The organism is Bradyrhizobium sp. SZCCHNR1051, from assembly GCF_032489615.1.
Classification (GTDB): Bacteria; Pseudomonadota; Alphaproteobacteria; order Rhizobiales; family Xanthobacteraceae; genus Bradyrhizobium.
On sequence record NZ_JAUEYJ010000010.1, the window covers coordinates 1 to 15,741 of the forward strand.

General features: G+C 65.5%; 15 protein-coding genes. 6 read left to right on the plus strand and 9 right to left on the minus strand.

The genetic code is table 11. The features are described 5' to 3' along the window. Positions 1-471: 471 nt before the first annotated feature. Positions 472-1,491 (minus strand): 1-aminocyclopropane-1-carboxylate deaminase, encoded by a 1,020-nt coding sequence (locus QW868_RS13705; protein ID WP_316230756.1) that lies wholly within the window; start codon positions 1,489-1,491, stop codon positions 472-474. A gap of 134 nt (positions 1,492-1,625) precedes the next feature. Between QW868_RS13705 and QW868_RS13710 the strand changes: the two genes are divergently transcribed. Both QW868_RS13710 and QW868_RS13715 read left to right on the plus strand, forming a co-directional pair. Next, entirely contained in the window at positions 1,626-2,114 is a 489-nt protein-coding gene (locus QW868_RS13710; RefSeq protein ID WP_316230757.1) for an Lrp/AsnC family transcriptional regulator, read from the plus strand. Positions 2,115-2,205: 91 nt separating this feature from the next. Next, complete coding sequence (locus QW868_RS13715) at positions 2,206-3,060, plus strand: DUF2147 domain-containing protein (protein WP_315785412.1); 855 nt, start codon at positions 2,206-2,208, stop codon at positions 3,058-3,060. An 89-nt stretch (positions 3,061-3,149) separates the two neighbouring features. Here QW868_RS13715 and QW868_RS13720 read toward each other — a convergent pair whose 3' ends face one another. Further along, on the minus strand, positions 3,150-3,557 hold the full coding sequence (locus QW868_RS13720; RefSeq protein ID WP_315774747.1) for a cupin domain-containing protein: 408 nt from the start codon (positions 3,555-3,557) through the stop codon (positions 3,150-3,152). Between the two features lie 48 nt (positions 3,558-3,605). Beyond that, positions 3,606-4,304 carry a ribonuclease activity regulator RraA gene (locus QW868_RS13725; RefSeq protein ID WP_315737930.1) on the minus strand — a complete coding sequence of 233 codons (699 nt, stop codon included), beginning with the start codon at positions 4,302-4,304 and terminating at the stop codon, positions 3,606-3,608. 249 nt (positions 4,305-4,553) lie between these two features. Here QW868_RS13725 and pxpB point away from each other — a divergent pair, with 249 nt between their 5' ends. The 3 genes from pxpB to QW868_RS13740 are packed head-to-tail and all read left to right on the plus strand — an operon-like array spanning position 4,554 to position 7,134. Then, positions 4,554-5,285: a 5-oxoprolinase subunit PxpB gene (pxpB, locus tag QW868_RS13730; protein WP_316230758.1), complete on the plus strand. Its 732-nt coding sequence runs from the start codon at positions 4,554-4,556 to the stop codon at positions 5,283-5,285. Continuing rightward, a complete protein-coding gene (locus QW868_RS13735) occupies positions 5,282-6,316 on the plus strand; it encodes a biotin-dependent carboxyltransferase family protein (RefSeq protein ID WP_316230759.1) in 1,035 nt (344 codons plus the stop codon). Before pxpB ends, QW868_RS13735 begins: the two co-directional genes overlap by 4 nt. A 50-nt stretch (positions 6,317-6,366) precedes the next feature. Continuing rightward, complete coding sequence (locus tag QW868_RS13740) at positions 6,367-7,134, plus strand: 5-oxoprolinase subunit PxpA (RefSeq protein ID WP_316230760.1); 768 nt, start codon at positions 6,367-6,369, stop codon at positions 7,132-7,134. A gap of 6 nt (positions 7,135-7,140) precedes the next feature. On the opposite strand, the gene QW868_RS13745 is transcribed toward QW868_RS13740, so the two are convergent. The 5 genes from QW868_RS13745 to QW868_RS13765 all read right to left on the minus strand — a co-directional run bounded on the left by QW868_RS13745 (position 7,141) and on the right by QW868_RS13765 (position 12,926). After that, on the minus strand, positions 7,141-7,290 hold the full coding sequence (locus QW868_RS13745; RefSeq protein WP_315711980.1) for a hypothetical protein: 150 nt from the start codon (positions 7,288-7,290) through the stop codon (positions 7,141-7,143). 160 nt (positions 7,291-7,450) lie between these two features. Next, positions 7,451-9,052: a sulfite reductase subunit alpha gene (locus QW868_RS13750; protein ID WP_316230761.1), complete on the minus strand. Its 1,602-nt coding sequence runs from the start codon at positions 9,050-9,052 to the stop codon at positions 7,451-7,453. Then, positions 9,049-10,839, minus strand: a complete 1,791-nt coding sequence (locus QW868_RS13755; protein ID WP_316230762.1) for a NirA family protein — start codon at positions 10,837-10,839, stop codon at positions 9,049-9,051. Before QW868_RS13755 ends, QW868_RS13750 begins: the two co-directional genes overlap by 4 nt. Before the next feature lie 345 nt (positions 10,840-11,184). Then, positions 11,185-12,339: a CmpA/NrtA family ABC transporter substrate-binding protein gene (locus QW868_RS13760; RefSeq protein ID WP_316178299.1), complete on the minus strand. Its 1,155-nt coding sequence runs from the start codon at positions 12,337-12,339 to the stop codon at positions 11,185-11,187. Beyond that, positions 12,336-12,926, minus strand: a complete 591-nt coding sequence (locus tag QW868_RS13765; RefSeq protein WP_012044202.1) for an ANTAR domain-containing response regulator — start codon at positions 12,924-12,926, stop codon at positions 12,336-12,338. The genes QW868_RS13760 and QW868_RS13765 overlap by 4 nt, the downstream gene beginning before the upstream one ends. A gap of 113 nt (positions 12,927-13,039) precedes the next feature. Here QW868_RS13765 and rimO point away from each other — a divergent pair, with 113 nt between their 5' ends. Beyond that, positions 13,040-14,365 (plus strand): 30S ribosomal protein S12 methylthiotransferase RimO, encoded by a 1,326-nt coding sequence (gene rimO / locus QW868_RS13770; protein WP_315785398.1) that lies wholly within the window; start codon positions 13,040-13,042, stop codon positions 14,363-14,365. Between the two features lie 91 nt (positions 14,366-14,456). On the opposite strand, the gene QW868_RS13775 is transcribed toward rimO, so the two are convergent. Next, on the minus strand, positions 14,457-15,578 hold the full coding sequence (locus QW868_RS13775) for a DUF2336 domain-containing protein (RefSeq protein WP_316230763.1): 1,122 nt from the start codon (positions 15,576-15,578) through the stop codon (positions 14,457-14,459). Positions 15,579-15,741 lie beyond the last annotated feature (163 nt).

Consider the following 15,741-nt stretch of genomic DNA (forward strand, 5'->3'; position numbering starts at 1 on the left):
TTCGATGAGCGGGGAAGGGAAACGGGGCGTTGCCGAATGGCCCAAGCCACCGCGCCCTTCCTCGACTCTACCGTTAAGACCGTCGCGCAGGGAATGCCGGATGTTCGGCTGATCCTGTGGTAACTGCCGCCTGCTTTTCTTGTTGCAGGCGGGCCATGGGTGAGGCCCTCACCCGGCATTCCCTGCACCCTCTTCATTCAGAGGGGCGAACTGATGGATCCCTCGGACGCTGGTGCGTCGCGAGACGGCGACGTCATGTGTGGATCGCTCGCGCGACACATTCGGTGTCGTCCCGGCCTTTGAGCCGGGACCCATACTCACAGGCCGTAGTTTGAGGCACAGCCGGAGATGCAGAGGACGACAACAGCACCGCCGGCGGCTATGGGTCCCGGCTCGAAGGCCGGGACGACAGCGGAATGTGGTGTTGGACCTCGGACCACCGCTACGCGGCGGCGGAAGACGAAACCGCCCTCACCCGTTCCGGTACGTGTAGCTGTAGCCGTTGATCGCCGGGGCACCACCGAGATGCGCATAGAGCACCTTCGAGCCTTCCGGGAAGTAGCCCTTCTTGACCAGGTCGATCATGCCCTGCATCGACTTGCCCTCATAGACCGGGTCGGTGATCATCGCCTCGGTGCGGGCGGCCAGCCGGATGGCCTCGTTGGTCTCGGCGCTGGGCACGCCATAGGCCGGATAGGCGTAGTCCTCGAGGATGACGATCTCGTCGTCGCGCACCTTGCGGCCGAGCTCGACGAGCTCCGCGGTGTTGTCGGCGATCTGACGCACCTGGGTGCGGGTCTGCTCCGGCGTGCCGGAGGCGTCGATGCCGATGACGCGGTCGGCGCGGCCGTCGGCGGCGAAGCCGACGATCATGCCGGCCTGGGTCGAGCCGGTGACGACGCAGACGATGATGTAGTCGAACTTGATGCCCATCTCGGCTTCCTGCGCCCTCACCTCCTCGGCGAAGCCGACATAGCCGAGGCCGCCGAACTTGTGCACCGAGGCGCCGGCCGGAATGCCGTAGGGCTTGCCGCCGGCGTCCTTCACCGACTGGATCGCATCCTCCCAGCTCTTGCGGATGCCGATGTCGAATCCATCCGGCACGATGCGGCTGTCAGCGCCCATCAGGCGCGTCATCAGGATGTTGCCGACGCGGTCATAGACGGCGTCCTCGTGCGGCACCCAGCTCTCCTGCACCACGACGCACTTCATGCCGATCTTGGCGGCAGTCGCCGCGACCATGCGGGTGTGGTTCGACTGCACGCCGCCGATCGAGACCAGCGTGTCGGCATTCGACTCGATCGCGTCCGGCACGATGTATTCGAGCTTGCGCAGCTTGTTGCCGCCCATCGCGAGGCCGGAATTGCAGTCGTCGCGCTTGGCGTAGATCTGCACCTTGCTGCCGAGCGCCGCCGTGAGGCGCGGCAGATGCTCGATGGGCGTGGCGCCGAAGGTGAGCGGATACTTCTTGAACTTGTCGAGCCGAAGCACGGGATCTCTCCGTGGGTGGATGAAAAGGGTCGCCTCACCATACGAAAAGCCCTCAGAAAGGTGCTCTCTTTATCGCCCCATGTTTTCGTGCTTACCTCCGCATTATCGCGATTTGACGATAGATACATCCGCAAATGACACGAAAATCGAAAGAAGCTTCCGCCCCTGACCTGGACCGTGTCGACCGGCGCATTCTGCAATTGCTGCAGAAGGACGGCCGGATGACCAATGCCGAGCTCGCCGCCGCCGTCCACGTCAGCCCCGCCACCTGCCATCGCCGCACGCAGCGGCTATTCGACGACGGCTACATCACCGGTGTGCGCGCCCAGATCGCGCCCGAGAAGGTCGAGCGCAGCGCGCTGGTCCTGGTCGGGGTCGTGCTCGACCGTTCAACGCCGGAGAGCTTTCGCACCTTCGAGGCCGCGATCCGAAAGCTGAAATTCGTGCTCGACTGTCATCTCGTGGCCGGCGATTTCGACTTCTTCCTGAAGATCCGCGTCCGCGACATGCACGACTTCAATCGGATGCATGGCGACCAACTGATCTCGCTGCCCGGCGTACGCCAGACGCGCACGTTCTTCGTGATGAAGGAGGTCGTCGACAATGCGCCGCTCGATTTCTGAGCAGGTGGCGCATTGAACCGGGGACGCCGCATCAGCGACTTAACTGCGCGTGAGCTCGCTCACATCAGCAACCGACATCGCGGAGACACGGATGAAGAGGCTGTTGGCTGTTGTGGCTTTGGTTCTGGCCAGCAGTGCCGCCGAGGCGCAGTACGTCATCGAATACGGCGGCAAGACGATCCGCATCGATCCCGACCGCGGCACCGTGCAGATCCCCGGGGTCTACGACAATACCGAGCAGAAGAAGACCAAGCGCACCAAGCGCGATCCGGATCCGGCGGCCAGGCCGCAGCCCGGCGCGGACAAGCCGGCCCAGGCGCCAGCCGAGGCGGCCGTTACGCCGGCCCCGCAGCCGCAGGTTCCGGCCGCCGCGGCCCCAGCCCCTGTTCCTCCCGCACCAGCTCCGACGGCAGCCGTACCGGCGACCCCGCCGGTTGCGCCTGCTCCCGTCCAAGCGGCCCCGGCCGCCAACGCCGCGGCACCGGTTGCGCCGCCAGCCGCTGCGACGGCCGTTGTGGCACCTGCTGCGGCTCCGGCTCCTGCCGCCGCGCCGCCGCCACCGCGCCCAGCCCAGACGCCTGCCGTGACCACCGCAGCCGCGCCGCCCGCTGCGGCGCAGACCGCCGGTCGCGATCCCAACTCGCCGGTCGGCATCTGGTTGACCGAGGAGAAGGAGGGCCAGATCCGCATCGAGCCCTGCGGCACCAATCTCTGCGGCTACGCCGTGGACGCAAAGACCAACCAGAACGGCGAGCAGATCCTGATCAACATGCGTCCGAGCGACAAGACGCAGGAGAAGAAGTGGACCGGCCGCATCTTCGATCCGAACAGCGGCAGCACCTACGACTCGACCATTGCGCTGAAGGGAATGGACAGTCTGCGCGTGCAGGGCTGCGCCTTCGGCGGCATGTTCTGCGGTGGCCAGACCTGGACGCGGGTGAACTGAGCGCCGCGCCTGCGGTCGACGCTCTTTCAAATGAAAAGCGCGCGGCCCTGCGACCGCGCGCTCGAACTGATCTCGGGTGCTGCTCAGCCTCAGCCGACCGGGGCGGCATATTCCTCGTCGGTGACGTGCTCCATCCACGTCACGTGCTCGCCATTGAGCGATTCATGCATCGCGACGTGGACCATGCCGGTGGTCGGCGCGGCGCCATGCCAATGCTTCTCGCCCGGCGGAATCCAGACGACGTCGCCGGCCTTGATCTCGCGCACCGGCCCGCCCTTGGCCTGCACGCGGCCGACGCCCTGGATGACATAGAGCGTCTGCCCGAGGGGATGGGTGTGCCAGGCCGTGCGAGCACCCGGCTCGAACGCGACACGCGCCGAGGCGACGCGAGCCGGAGCCTGTGGCGTGATGATCGGATCCTGCCAAACCGTGCCCGTAAAGCTTTCCGCCGCCGCGCGGCGGGTGGGGCGAGAGCCCGCGAGATAGACTTCGACCATTGTTCTACCTTTCCTGAATCTGTGCCGTCGATTGATCGGGGCCGTGAACTACTTCTTCGACGCGGAGTAACGCGCCTTGGTCTCTGCGTTCATCGGATAGAGACCCGGCAGCACCGCGCCCTTGTTCACCTCGTCGACGATCCAGGCCTCCATGCGTTCCTGCTCGGGGCCCTCGGCGAGCACGTGATCGAGCATCGCCTGCGGGATCAGCACCGCACCGTCCTGGTCGGCCACGACGACGTCGTTCGGGAACACGGCCACACCGCCGCAGCCGATCGCCTCGCCCCAACCGACGAAGGTCAGGCCGGCGACCGAGGGCGGAGCAGCGTAGCCGTCGCACCATACCGGAAGCCCGGTGCCGAGCACGCCTTCGAGGTCACGCACCACGCCGTCGGTGATCAGCGCGGTGACGCCGCGCTTGACCATGCGGGCACAGAGGATGTCGCCGAAGATGCCGGCGTCCTTGACGCCCATCGCATCGACCACGGCGATGCAGCCTTCGGGCATGGCCTCGATCGCGGTGCGGGTGGAGATCGGCGACGACCAGGATTCCGGCGTCGCCAGATCCTCGCGCGCCGGCACGAAGCGGAGCGTGAAGGCGGGACCGACCAGCCGCTTCTGTCCCGGGCGCAGCGGCTTGGCGCCGCGCAGCCAGACATTGCGCAACCCCTTCTTCAGCAAGACCGTCGTGATGGTCGCGGTTGTGACTTGAGACAGGGTGGCGATGGCTTCGGGGGTGAGGGACATCTTGAGACTGGCGCTCCAAACAGGCTGGCGGAAAAAAGCAGGCGCATCTTGCGAGCGACGAAGGCGGCGTCAAGGGCATGCTCGGTGCGTCCAGCGCATGCAGGGCTTGCGCCCATCCGATAAAGTCTTCTTATCGCCGAGCATCCGATTAATTTATTGAATTTTCGAGACTTTTTGCCTTTGACCCAATTCCACTTGCGATCGAAACGAGCTAGATCAGGGACCATCAACGCGGATCACTTCGGACTCATGGCCGATCCCTTTCCACCTCCCCGCCTGCTGCCCAGCGGCGACAGCGCCGTCACCGTCGAGTTCAGCCGGACCATCGACGAGATCGCCAACCGCCGCGTCCTGGCGCTCGACCATGCAGTGGCAGCGGCCGGGATCGAGGGCATCACGGAGACGGTGCCGACCTATCGTTCGCTGCTCGTGCATTATGATGCTGACGTCATCGACCACGACACGCTCGGGGCAAGGCTGTTGGCGCTGTCGGCCGGGTCGCTCGCGCCGGACAGTGAGGTCAGGCGCTGGCGGGTTCCTGTCTGCTATGGCGGAGAGAATGGCATCGACCTCGAGGATGTCGCGAAGGCGTTGAGTCTCACGCCGGACGAAGTCGTTGCGCGCCATATCGCCAGAACTTATCGCGTCGCAATGATCGGCTTTACCCCCGGCTGGTCCTATTTGTCCGGTCTCGATCCCACGCTGCAGATGTCGCGCCGCCAGAATCCGCGGCTCTCGACGCCGGCAGGCATCATCGCCATCGGCGGCATCCAGACCGGCATCCAATGCCTTGCAGGCCCCTGCGGCTGGCACCTGCTCGGCCGCACCGCGATGCGGACGTTTCAACTGCATCGCGACCCGACCTTCCTGCTCGAGCCCGGCGACGAGGTCAGCTTCTACGCCGTTGACGTGAAGACCTTCACCGAGCAGGAGCGCGCCGCCGAGGGCGGCGAGCTCATTGCCGAGCGGATCGCCGCATGAGCACGCTCGTCGTCTCACAGATCGGCCCGGCAAGCTCGGTCCAGGATGGCGGGCGTTTCGGCGCGCAGCGCTACGGGCTGACGCCGTCCGGTGCAATGGACAAGCTGGCGCTGGCCGCAGCTAACAGCCTCGTCGGCAATGAGCCGATGGCGGCTGCGATCGAGATCGGCCCGTTCGGCGCGACCTTCACGGCGAAGGGCGGCGCGGTGCGCGTGGCGCTCGCGGGCGCGCAACGACCGGCGGATGTTGCCAAGCGGCAGGTCGAGATCAGCACGTCGGTGACGCTGAACGATGGAGAGGAACTCACGCTCGGCTTTGCTCGCGGCGGCTCCTTCACCTATCTCGCCGTCGAAGGCGGCATCGCCGGCGAACCGATGTTCAACAGTCTCTCGGTGAATGCACGCGCTGGACTTGGCAGTCCCTACCCGCGGCCGCTCCAGGCCGGCGACGTGTTCGAGGTCGCACCCGCCGGCGACGCGCCGGAACTGCGGATCGATCTGCCGAAAATTAGCGGCGCGATTCGAGTCGTCATGGGGCCGCAGGACGACGAGTTCAGCGACGAGATGAAAGCGCTGTTCCTCGGCAGCGACTGGATGGTCTCGGCGACCAGCGACCGCATGGGCTATCGGCTCGAGGGGCCGCAGATCCGCCACCTGCACGGTCACAACATCGTCTCGGACGGCACCGTGGACGGCAGCATCCAGGTGCCCGGCAATGGTTCGCCGATCGTGCTGATGTCGGACCGCGGCACCAGCGGCGGCTATCCGAAGATCGCGACCGTCATCACAGCCGATTTCGGCCGCCTGGCGCAGACGCCCGCCGGCACGCCGTTCCGCTTCAAGGCGGTGAGCATGGTCGAGGCACAGACCGAGCTGCGCCGCTATATGGGCCTGTTGCGCAGCCTGCCCGGCCGCGTCACCGCGATCGCGAGCAGCGACTTCAACGTCGATGCGCTGTTCACGGCCAATGTGGCCGGTCATGCCGTCAGCGCAACCGACGCCACCACCTGGCCCGGAGTCACTCCCGATTAGTTTGATCACATCTCACGTTGCTTCGGACCCATCAACGAGCGGACCCTGACATGACCAGCACCGTCGATCTGAACTGCGACCTCGGAGAAGGCTTCGGCCCGTGGGAAATGGGCAATGACGTCGCGATGATCGAGCTGGCGACATCGGTCAACGTCGCCTGCGGCTTTCATGCCGGTGACGCCGACATCATGCGGCGGACGGTCGAGATGGCGAAGGCCAAAGGCGTCAGCGTCGGCGCGCATCCCGGCTATCGCGATTTGCACGGTTTCGGCCGGCGTCCGATGCCGGGGTTGAAATCCTCGGAGATCGAGAACCTCGTCGCCTATCAGATCGGCGCCCTGCAGGCGATCGCCACCGCGGCCGGTCACAAGGTCACGCATGTGAAGGCACACGGCGCGCTGTCCAATGTCGCCTGCGAGGACGAGATGACGGCGAACGCCATCGCCAAGGCGATCAAGGCCGTCGATCCCAGCCTGATCTTCGTCGTGCTCGCCAACTCCAAGCTGGTGACCGCGGGCGAGAAGGCCAATCTGAGGATGGCTCACGAGGTGTTTGCCGACCGCGCCTATGGCGACGATGGACTGTTGGTGTCGCGCAGCAAGCCCGGCGCGGTGCTGCACGAGCCCAAGGTCATCGCCGATCGCGTCGTGCGCATGGTTCTGGACGGCGCGGTGATTTCGGTGACTGGCAAGGTGATGAAGATGCGGACCGACACCGTCTGCATCCATGGCGACACCGCCGGCGCCGTCGAGATCGCACGCGAGGTCCGCAAGGCACTCGACGCGGCCGCCATCACGGTCGCGCCGTTCAAGAGGTGATGAGAATCAGAACGGATGCGTGAAAGACGTGCCCAGGGTGATCGCGGCAATCAGCGCCATCGCGCTGTAGAAGGCAACCAGCGCGACGGTTGCGCCGCGCTCGCGAATGGCGCGGGCCTGGGGCATCTGTCGCAGGGGCGTCGATATCGTCCGCATGGCCGGTCTCCTGAAGTTCCGGCCATGAGAAAAGCGTTCCCGCGGCCGGGTGCAAGGCAACCGGCGAAATAACGACAAGCCCCCTGTTTCGGGTCCGCTTGGAACCAAAAAATTCTCGATCGGTGTTCCGACCGAGAAATATTCTCCATCGGGTTCCGGCTCAGTAGACGTCGAGTTGGAACCGGCCCTTCTTCTTGAGGTCCGCAACGAAGCTGACGGCCTCATCCGTGGACCGGGCACCAAACTGGGCGACGATGTCGACCAGGGCGCGCTCGACGTCCTTGGCCATGCGCTTGGCGTCGCCGCAGATGTAGAGGTGGGCGCCGTCGGCGAGCCAGGTCCACACCTCGCGGCCGACCTCGCGCATGCGGTCCTGGACGTAGAACTTCTTGTCGCCGTCGCGCGACCACGCCAGCGACAGCCGCGTCAAGAGGCCCGCGGTCTTCATGGCGTTGAGCTCGTCGGCGTAGAAGAAGTCGCAGTCGCTGCGCTGATGGCCGAAGAACAGCCAGTTCTTGCCCGGCGCGCCGGTCGCCCTGCGATCGAGCAGGAAGGCACGGAACGGCGCAACGCCGGTGCCGGGGCCGACCATGATGATCGGCGTCTTGGGATCGGCCGGCAGCGCGAAGCCATGCGCCTTCTGCACATAGACGCGCAGCTTGTCGCCGGGATTGATCCTCTCGGCCAGGAACGTCGAGGCGAGGCCCAGCCGCTTGCGCTTGCCAACGACGTAGCGGACGCAGTCGACCGTCAGCGACAACTTGCCGGGCGTGGCATTGTGCGACGACGAGATCGAGTAGAGCCGCGGCTGCAGCGGCTCCAGTGCCTCGACGAAGGCTTCGGGATGCGGCCGGACACCGGAGAACTTCTGCAGCACCGCCATCACATCGAGCGTCGCCGCATCGCCATCGGGATCCTCGCCCTGCGCCAGCTGCCGCGCCTTCTCGCGGGTCGCGCCGCCGGTGATGAAGGAGATCAGCTCGAACAGCGAATCCGGTGCCGGCGACAGCGAGACATCCTCCAAGAGGCACTGCCGCAGCGGCTTTCCCTTCACCTCGGTCATGTGCGAGGCGCCGAGCAGCGCGATGATCTGGTCGACCAGGCCGAGATCATTCTTGGCGAAGATGCCGAAGGAATCGCCGACGACGTAGTCGAGCCCGCTCTCTCCCAGATCAAACTCGATGTGCCAGGTCTCTTTCTCCGAGCCCGGCTTGTTGAGCAGGCGCCGCGACAGGAACGTCGCCTCGACCGGATTGTCGCGCGAGCGGCCGGGCTCGCTGACGACGACGGAGACGGTGGCCGGCGCAGCAGCAGCGGGCTTGGCGGCCGCCGGAGCCGTGTCGATCTCCTCGTAAAGAGCCTTCAGCATCCGCGCGGTTTCTTTGCCACCGGGGACGCACAGATTCAGCCGCGCCTCGCTGCGACCGGCGATCGCATCCGAATAGTCGTTGCAATTGTAGCCACATTGGCCGCAGTCCTGCTGCGCCATGGCCGCCATCATGCGCCGGCGCAGCGGACGGCCCTCGGCGAGCTTCATGCGCTCGCCGATCGGCATGGTCTGATCGTGCCATGGCGCCTCGCCGTCATCACCGTCGCCTGCGGGCGCGAGCACAGCGCCGTTCTGCGTCGGCGACAATGCTGTCGAGCCGTCTAGACCGAGCGCTCCGGCCAGGAAGCCGTTGAGCCACGAGCGCTGCGCCTCGGAAAATGGCGCCGTCGGAGGAATGATATCGATGTTGGGCATGGGCGTGATCTGGTTCATGCTGACACCTGCGACGAGGTCTGGGCTTCGGCGAGATTGCGCAGCGCTTCGCCGTCGTGACGGCGTGCGAACGACAGGAAGGTCTCTTCGGGCGAGGCGCGATGGGCGAGATAGGCCTTGAGCAGCTTCTCGACGGTTACAGGCGCATCCGCCGCCTTGAGGTCGCGATAGACCTCGCGGCCGATATCGGCCTGAGGGCCGAAACCACCCCCGGCGAACAGATGATAGCCTTCGACCGTGTCGTCGCCGTCACCAACCGGCACCTTTGCCGCGATCAAGCCGATGTCGCTGATGTAGTGCTGGGCGCAGGAGTGATGACAGCCGGTGAGATGAATGTTCAGCGGCGTGTCGACGTCCACCCTGCTCTCGCACCAGTCGCCGATCTCGGCCGCATGTTTCTTGGTGTTGGATGCTGCGAACTTGCAGCCGGCGTTGCCTGTGCAGGCGATCAGTCCGGCGCGGATGTGCGAGGCCTTGACCGACAGTCCGATCTGCTCGACCGCGGCGCAGGCCAGCGCGACCTTGTCGTCGCGGACGCCCGATAACAGCAGGTTCTGCCACACCGTGAGCCGGATCTCGCCGTCGCCAAGATCCGCTGCGATTCTGGCAAGCGCGCGCATCTGATCCGTGGTCAGCTTGCCCAGCGGCAGCACGACGCCGATCCAGTTCAACCCTTGCTGCTTCTGCTGGTGCACGCCGACATGGGCCATGCGGTCGGAGTCGGGCCGCGGCTCGAGCGCCTCGTCCGGCACGCGCGCAAACTTGCGGCCAAGCCTCGTCTCGACGGCTTCCATGAACTTGTCGTGCCCCATGTTGTCGAGCACATATTTGAGCCGCGCCTTGAGACGATTGGTGCGGTCGCCGGTCTCGATAAAGAGCCGCACGATGGCGTCAGCCACCTCGGTCGCCCGCTCCGGCTCGACGATGATTCCGGTCGGCTTGGCAAAATCCTTGTGTCCCGTAATGCCGCCGAGGCCGAGTCTGAACCACACGCCGGGCGCAACCCCAAAACCGTCCTTCACCTCGACCGCCGAGAACGCAATGTCGTTGGTGTCCTCGAGCGCCGCGATCTGCCCGGCACCATCGAAAGCGACGTTGAACTTGCGTGGCAGGCCGTACAGCGAGCGGTCGTTGAGGATGTGGAAATGCCATTCGCGCGCATAGGGCCGCGTATCCAGCAATTCCTGCGGATCGATCCCCGCGGTTGGCGTTCCCGTTACGTTGCGGATGTTGTCGGCGCCGGAGCCGCGCGCGGTCAGACCGAGATCCGAAAGTCCCTCCAGCAGCATGACCGCGTGCCTGGGTGGGATTTCGCGCAGTTGCAGGTTTGCCCGCGTGGTGACGTGGCTGTAGGGACCGCAAAGCTCGTCGGCGAGATCGGCGAGGCCGGTCAACTGCCAATGCTTCAGGATGCCGTTGGGGATGCGCAGACGGCACATGTAGGAGTCCTGCGCCGGAGCGACGTGAAACAGGCCGTAGTAGCGCCAACGGAAATTGTCGGCCGTGGATGGCGCGGCATCGTTGCGCGCCTGCTCCTTCAGCCGTTCGTAGGCATCGAACGGATGTCCTTCGCGCTTGACCTTTTCCTGGTCGGCGAGCTTCCGTCCCGACGCGATCACCTTGTCCTGCGCCTTGATGTGGATGGCGTCCGGACCGGTCGGCTCGCTTGCTGTCGGCGCGCCACCCTGGCCGCGTCCTGCGAGCGTGACCTTGAGGCCCGCGGCCAACCCTTCGAGGTAGCGCTTCTGCTCGTCGTTGAAGTCGACTGACAACGATTCGATTTTCATGATGGCGGACGAAGCTCCAGCGGCCAGGGCGATTGGCGTTCGGGAATGGGATGAGGATCGCATCGTCCGACCGGCCGGTATGGCCTGCTTCAGGTGAGCGATCCGACCAGCTTCGTTGCTGCGGAAATCCGACATGGATTGCAGTCAGCGGCGTCTGCGGCGGCCGACTGCACCGCAACATTCAAGTTGCGTGCCAGCGGGACAAATCAAGGAAAAGCGCGAAGAATCAGGTCGCTGCCCGAATCGATGAAGGCGCGTTGTCAGGCTCAAGCCCCGAAATACGGGCACGCCGCCCAAAAATTGGTCGGCGGCGCCCGGTGCCCAGACCCTGATCGGAGCGGTGGATCAGGCCGTCCAGCGGCCGATCTTGAATGCCTTGAGATGGCCGATCACGTCGTCCACCGCAAAAGGCGGACCAGCGAACGCGCCGATGGCGGCATCCGTGCCGACCGCGGCCGTGCCCATCGCCGCGTCGTAGATATCCGGCCGGAACACGCCCATGGCGGTGCCCAGGGCTTCATTGCTGAGGGGAGTCTGGCCCCACCGCACCATCTGGGCATACAGCCATGCCGCCTGGATCTTCTCGGGCCGTCCCGCTTCTTCCCGGCCCACCAGCAGATAGCGCGAGCTTTCGCGGAAGGTGCCATCCGGCGAGATCTTGAGGCGGCCGTCCAGCGTACGCTGGAGCACCTCCGCATCGACGCCGATCCGCTCCGGCTGGGCCAGGATACGCGCGGCCTCCCCATGGTTCTGCTCGATGAAATCGGCGGCCTTCGCGCAGGCGCGGACCAGGCCGGCGAGGGCGCCGGGATTTTTGTCAGCCCAGCTCTGCCTGACCGCCAGCACCTTTTCGGCCGCGCGCACCAGCACGTCAGACACGAAGTGGAGAATATGGCCGATGCCGAGATCGACCGCGATCGAGTTCCACGGTGCTCCGACGCAGAACGCATCGACGTGACCGTTGGCGATGCTCTCCACCATGTAGGGCGGCGGCAGCACCACGAGGCGGACGTCCTCATCGGGGTCAACGCCGCCTGCGGCCATCCAGAACCGCAACTGATAGTTGTGGGTCGAGAACGGAAACGTCATGCCGAAAGTCAGCGGCTCGGCGCCGACCTTGCGCCGTTCAGCGACGACGCGCGCCAGGGCCAGCGCCGTCGCCATCGGGTCGAAACGATCACCCTCGAGGTGGGCCATGATTGCCGCATGCAGCGCCGGCGTCACGGTGATCGCGTTGCCGTTCACGCCGAGATTGAACGGCGCGACGATCGGAACCTTGACGTGGCCGATACCAAGACTGGACGCAATGGCCACCGGTGCCAGCAGATGCGCGGCATCGAACAGGCCAATGTTGAGCTTGTCGCGGACGTTCGACCAGGAGACCTCGCGGACGAGGGTGACGTCGAGCCCCTCCGCGGCCGTGAAGCCCTTATCGACGGCGACGATCAGCGCCGCGGCATCGACCAGCGGAATGAAGCCAATGCGAAGCGGGCCAGTCATTTCAACATCTCCGAGGCGGTCAGGATCGATTGTGCGATCTCGCCGATCTTCTTCTTTTCGCGCATGGCTGTGGAGCGCAACAGCACGTAGGCTTCCTCTTCGGTGAAGCCCTTCATCTTCATCAGAATGCCCTTGGCGCGGTCGATCACCTTGCGGTCCTCGAGCGCGGACTTGGCGCGCTCCAGCTCGTCCTGAAGCTTGGAGAACGCATTGAAGCGGGAGATGCAGAGGTCGAGGATCGGCTTGATCCGCTCCTTCTTCAGGCCATCAACGATGTAGGCGGAGACGCCCGCCTCCACCGAGGCCTGGATCGAGGCGGCGTCGCTCTGGTCCACGAACATCGCGATCGGCCGGCGGACGGCGCGGCTGACCTGGAACATCTGCTCCAGCACGTCGCGGCTCGGGTTCTCCAGGTCGATGACGATGACGTCCGGATCTAGGGCATAGATGCGCGCCAGAAGACCCTGCATCTCGCTGACATGCACGACGCCGGTAAAGCCCGCTTCCCGCAAGCCCTCCTCCAGGATGGCCGCGCGGATCGGGCTTTCGTCGACGATCACGATTTTAGGCGATTGCTCGGCGCTCATCGATCACCAGGTTGTCCGGGCCCTCACCCATAGCATGGACGTGGCCGCCTCAAAGCCTTGTCTTTCTGGACAATTCGGACTAGCTGACGCCTATCTCATCAGGCAGTTCCAAGATGCAGCAGGGTTCGGCGCCCAAGATCAGCTTTGTTTCGCTCGGATGTCCCAAGGCCTTGGTCGATTCCGAGCGCATCATCACGCGTCTCCGCGCCGAGGGCTACGAGCTTGCCCGGAAGCATGACGGCGCCGACGTCGTCATCGTCAACACCTGCGGGTTCCTGGACAGTGCCAAGCAGGAATCGCTGTCGGCGATCGGCTCGGCCATGGCCGAGAACGGCAAGGTCATCGTCACCGGCTGCATGGGCGCCGAGCCGGAGCAGATCGAGCAGGCCTATCCCGGCGTACTGTCGATCACCGGCCCGCAGCAGTATGAGAGTGTGCTGGACGCCGTACACCGCGCGTCGCCGCCTGCGCACAACCCTCATCTCGATCTGGTTCCTCCGCAGGGCATCAAGCTTACGCCCCGGCACTACGCCTATCTGAAGATCTCCGAAGGTTGCAACAACCGCTGCACCTTCTGCATCATCCCGAAGCTGCGTGGCGATCTGGTGTCGCGCCCCGCGGCCGACGTGCTGCGCGAGGCCGAGCGGCTGGTCGCAGCCGGGGTCAAGGAGCTGCTGGTCATTTCGCAGGACACCTCGGCCTATGGGCTGGACCTGAAATATGCCGAAAGCGCCTGGAAGGACCGCAGCGTCCGGGCGCGCTTCCTCGATCTGGCGCGCGAGCTCGGTGAGCTCGGCGCCTGGGTCCGGCTGCATTACGTCTACCCCTACCCGCATGTCGACGAGGTGATTGGCCTCATGACAGACGGTAAGATATTGCCTTATCTCGACATCCCATTCCAGCATGCCAGCCCGAACGTCCTGAAGGCGATGCGCCGCCCGGCGGCGCAGGACAAGACGCTGGACCGGATCAAAGCCTGGCGGACAGCCTGCCCCGACCTTGCGCTGCGCTCGACCTTCATCGTCGGATTCCCCGGCGAGACGGACGCGGATTTCGCCTATCTGCTGGACTGGCTGGATGAGGCCGAGATCGATCGGCTCGGATGCTTCAAATACGAGCCGGTGGCCGGCGCGACCTCCAACGCCCTGCCCGACCAAGTCCCGGACGCGGTCAAGCAGGAGCGCTGGGACGCCCTGATGGCCCGCCAGCAGAAGATCTCGGCACGCCGGCTCAAGCGCAAGGTTGGAACGCGTCAGCAGGTGATCATCGACGAGGTCGGGCCGAGCGTCGCCAAGGGCCGCACCAAGGCTGATGCCCCTGACATCGATGGCGCCGTCTATCTGTCCAGCCGCCGGCCGCTGCGTGTCGGCGAGATCGTCACGGTCAAGATCGAGCGTGCCGACGAATACGACCTGCACGGGACGGTCGCGGGTTTCTAGCGCGGCTCTGTCGCGTCTCGGGCCAGCCGCCGGGAACTCGGGGGAATTACAGACGGGCGAGGAGATGCGTCCTGGACCTGCGGACTGCCCCTCAGTGCGAGGAGCCCGTGGTGCGAACCGACCAGAGCTTTAGCAGGCGAAGCGCCTCGTCCTGCTTCAGTTCGAGATATTTGTTCTTGAGCTTGGTCATCTCATCGGGGGGCGTTGCACCTGAAACGAACCGGCTATCGAGGATCGCGGCAACCGTGATCCAGCTCAGCCCGGCGGCCTTGCACGGCACGAGAATGCCGTCGCTGCGCAGGCTCTGCATCAGCGGCCGCACCAGCTCGATGCTGCATTTCGCGAGCTCCGCGATGGCCGCGATCGTCTCGCCGTAGCGCCGCTGACGGGCAAATTCCAGCAGCGCGGCCTCGGTCAGCTTTCCGCCCTGCTTCAGCTGGCCAACCGCCACCTTGGAGCTGCCACCATCGCGGTTTCGCGACATGTCGCGCTCGGCGTCGACCGTGGCCGCTGAAATGGCGCTGCGGATTTCTTCGTAGAGATGCGGCGGCGCCGACGCGAGCAGCCGCGCCCTCACCGCCTCCGTCGCGCGCTGCAACAGGGTCCTGCGCAAGGCCGCCGGCAGATCGGCGCGGATGCCGGCCGCGACCGTGAGCTCTGCATCTCCAGCCGCCTGCGCCACGATGGCGGCGAATCCGGCGGGAGACACCCGCGCCCCGGGATTCCTCATCAGTTGGCGGCTCACGCTCGGATAGCGTCGCGCGAGCAGCGCATCGGTAACGATCTCCTGCAGCCACCAGCGCCCGGCGATCGCAATCAGGTGCTTCTCGCCGCGCGTCTGCGCGATCTCGACGAGATCCTCGCTGCTCAGCCGCGGCGATTCCGAAAGCACCGGCCCCGCGACGGCGATGTCGTCATGATAGGCCAGCCGCCGGATCACGCCGGCCGGCGCCTGCGGGATCGGGGCAAGCTGGGCGCTGAGTTCGGCGAGTGCGATCCGGGCACCGACGTCGGCCAGCGCGCGCAGCTCGATGGTGTTGACGAGACGCTCGAAGACGTCGGCAAACAGCGCGTGCTGCTCGATATCCAGGCTGCCGGCCGAGGCGACGAACAGGGCGGCCACCCGCTCGGCCACGCCGGAGCAGCGGTCGGCTGAGCCGGTGGCTATGGCCGCCTGCACTTCTTCGGCGATCGTGAGATGGGGGTTCGACATCGCTCGTCCTGAGCGCTTGCATTTTCAAGCTGCCCGGCAAAGTAAACGCAGCCGCTAAATGTTTGGTAAAGTTGTCACTAAAGCGCGAGACCCGAGATTGGATCGTGCGGCCTTCGCACCGGCCGGCGCTTCCCTCGCCGCTTCCCGGAGCAGCGGCCCGTAT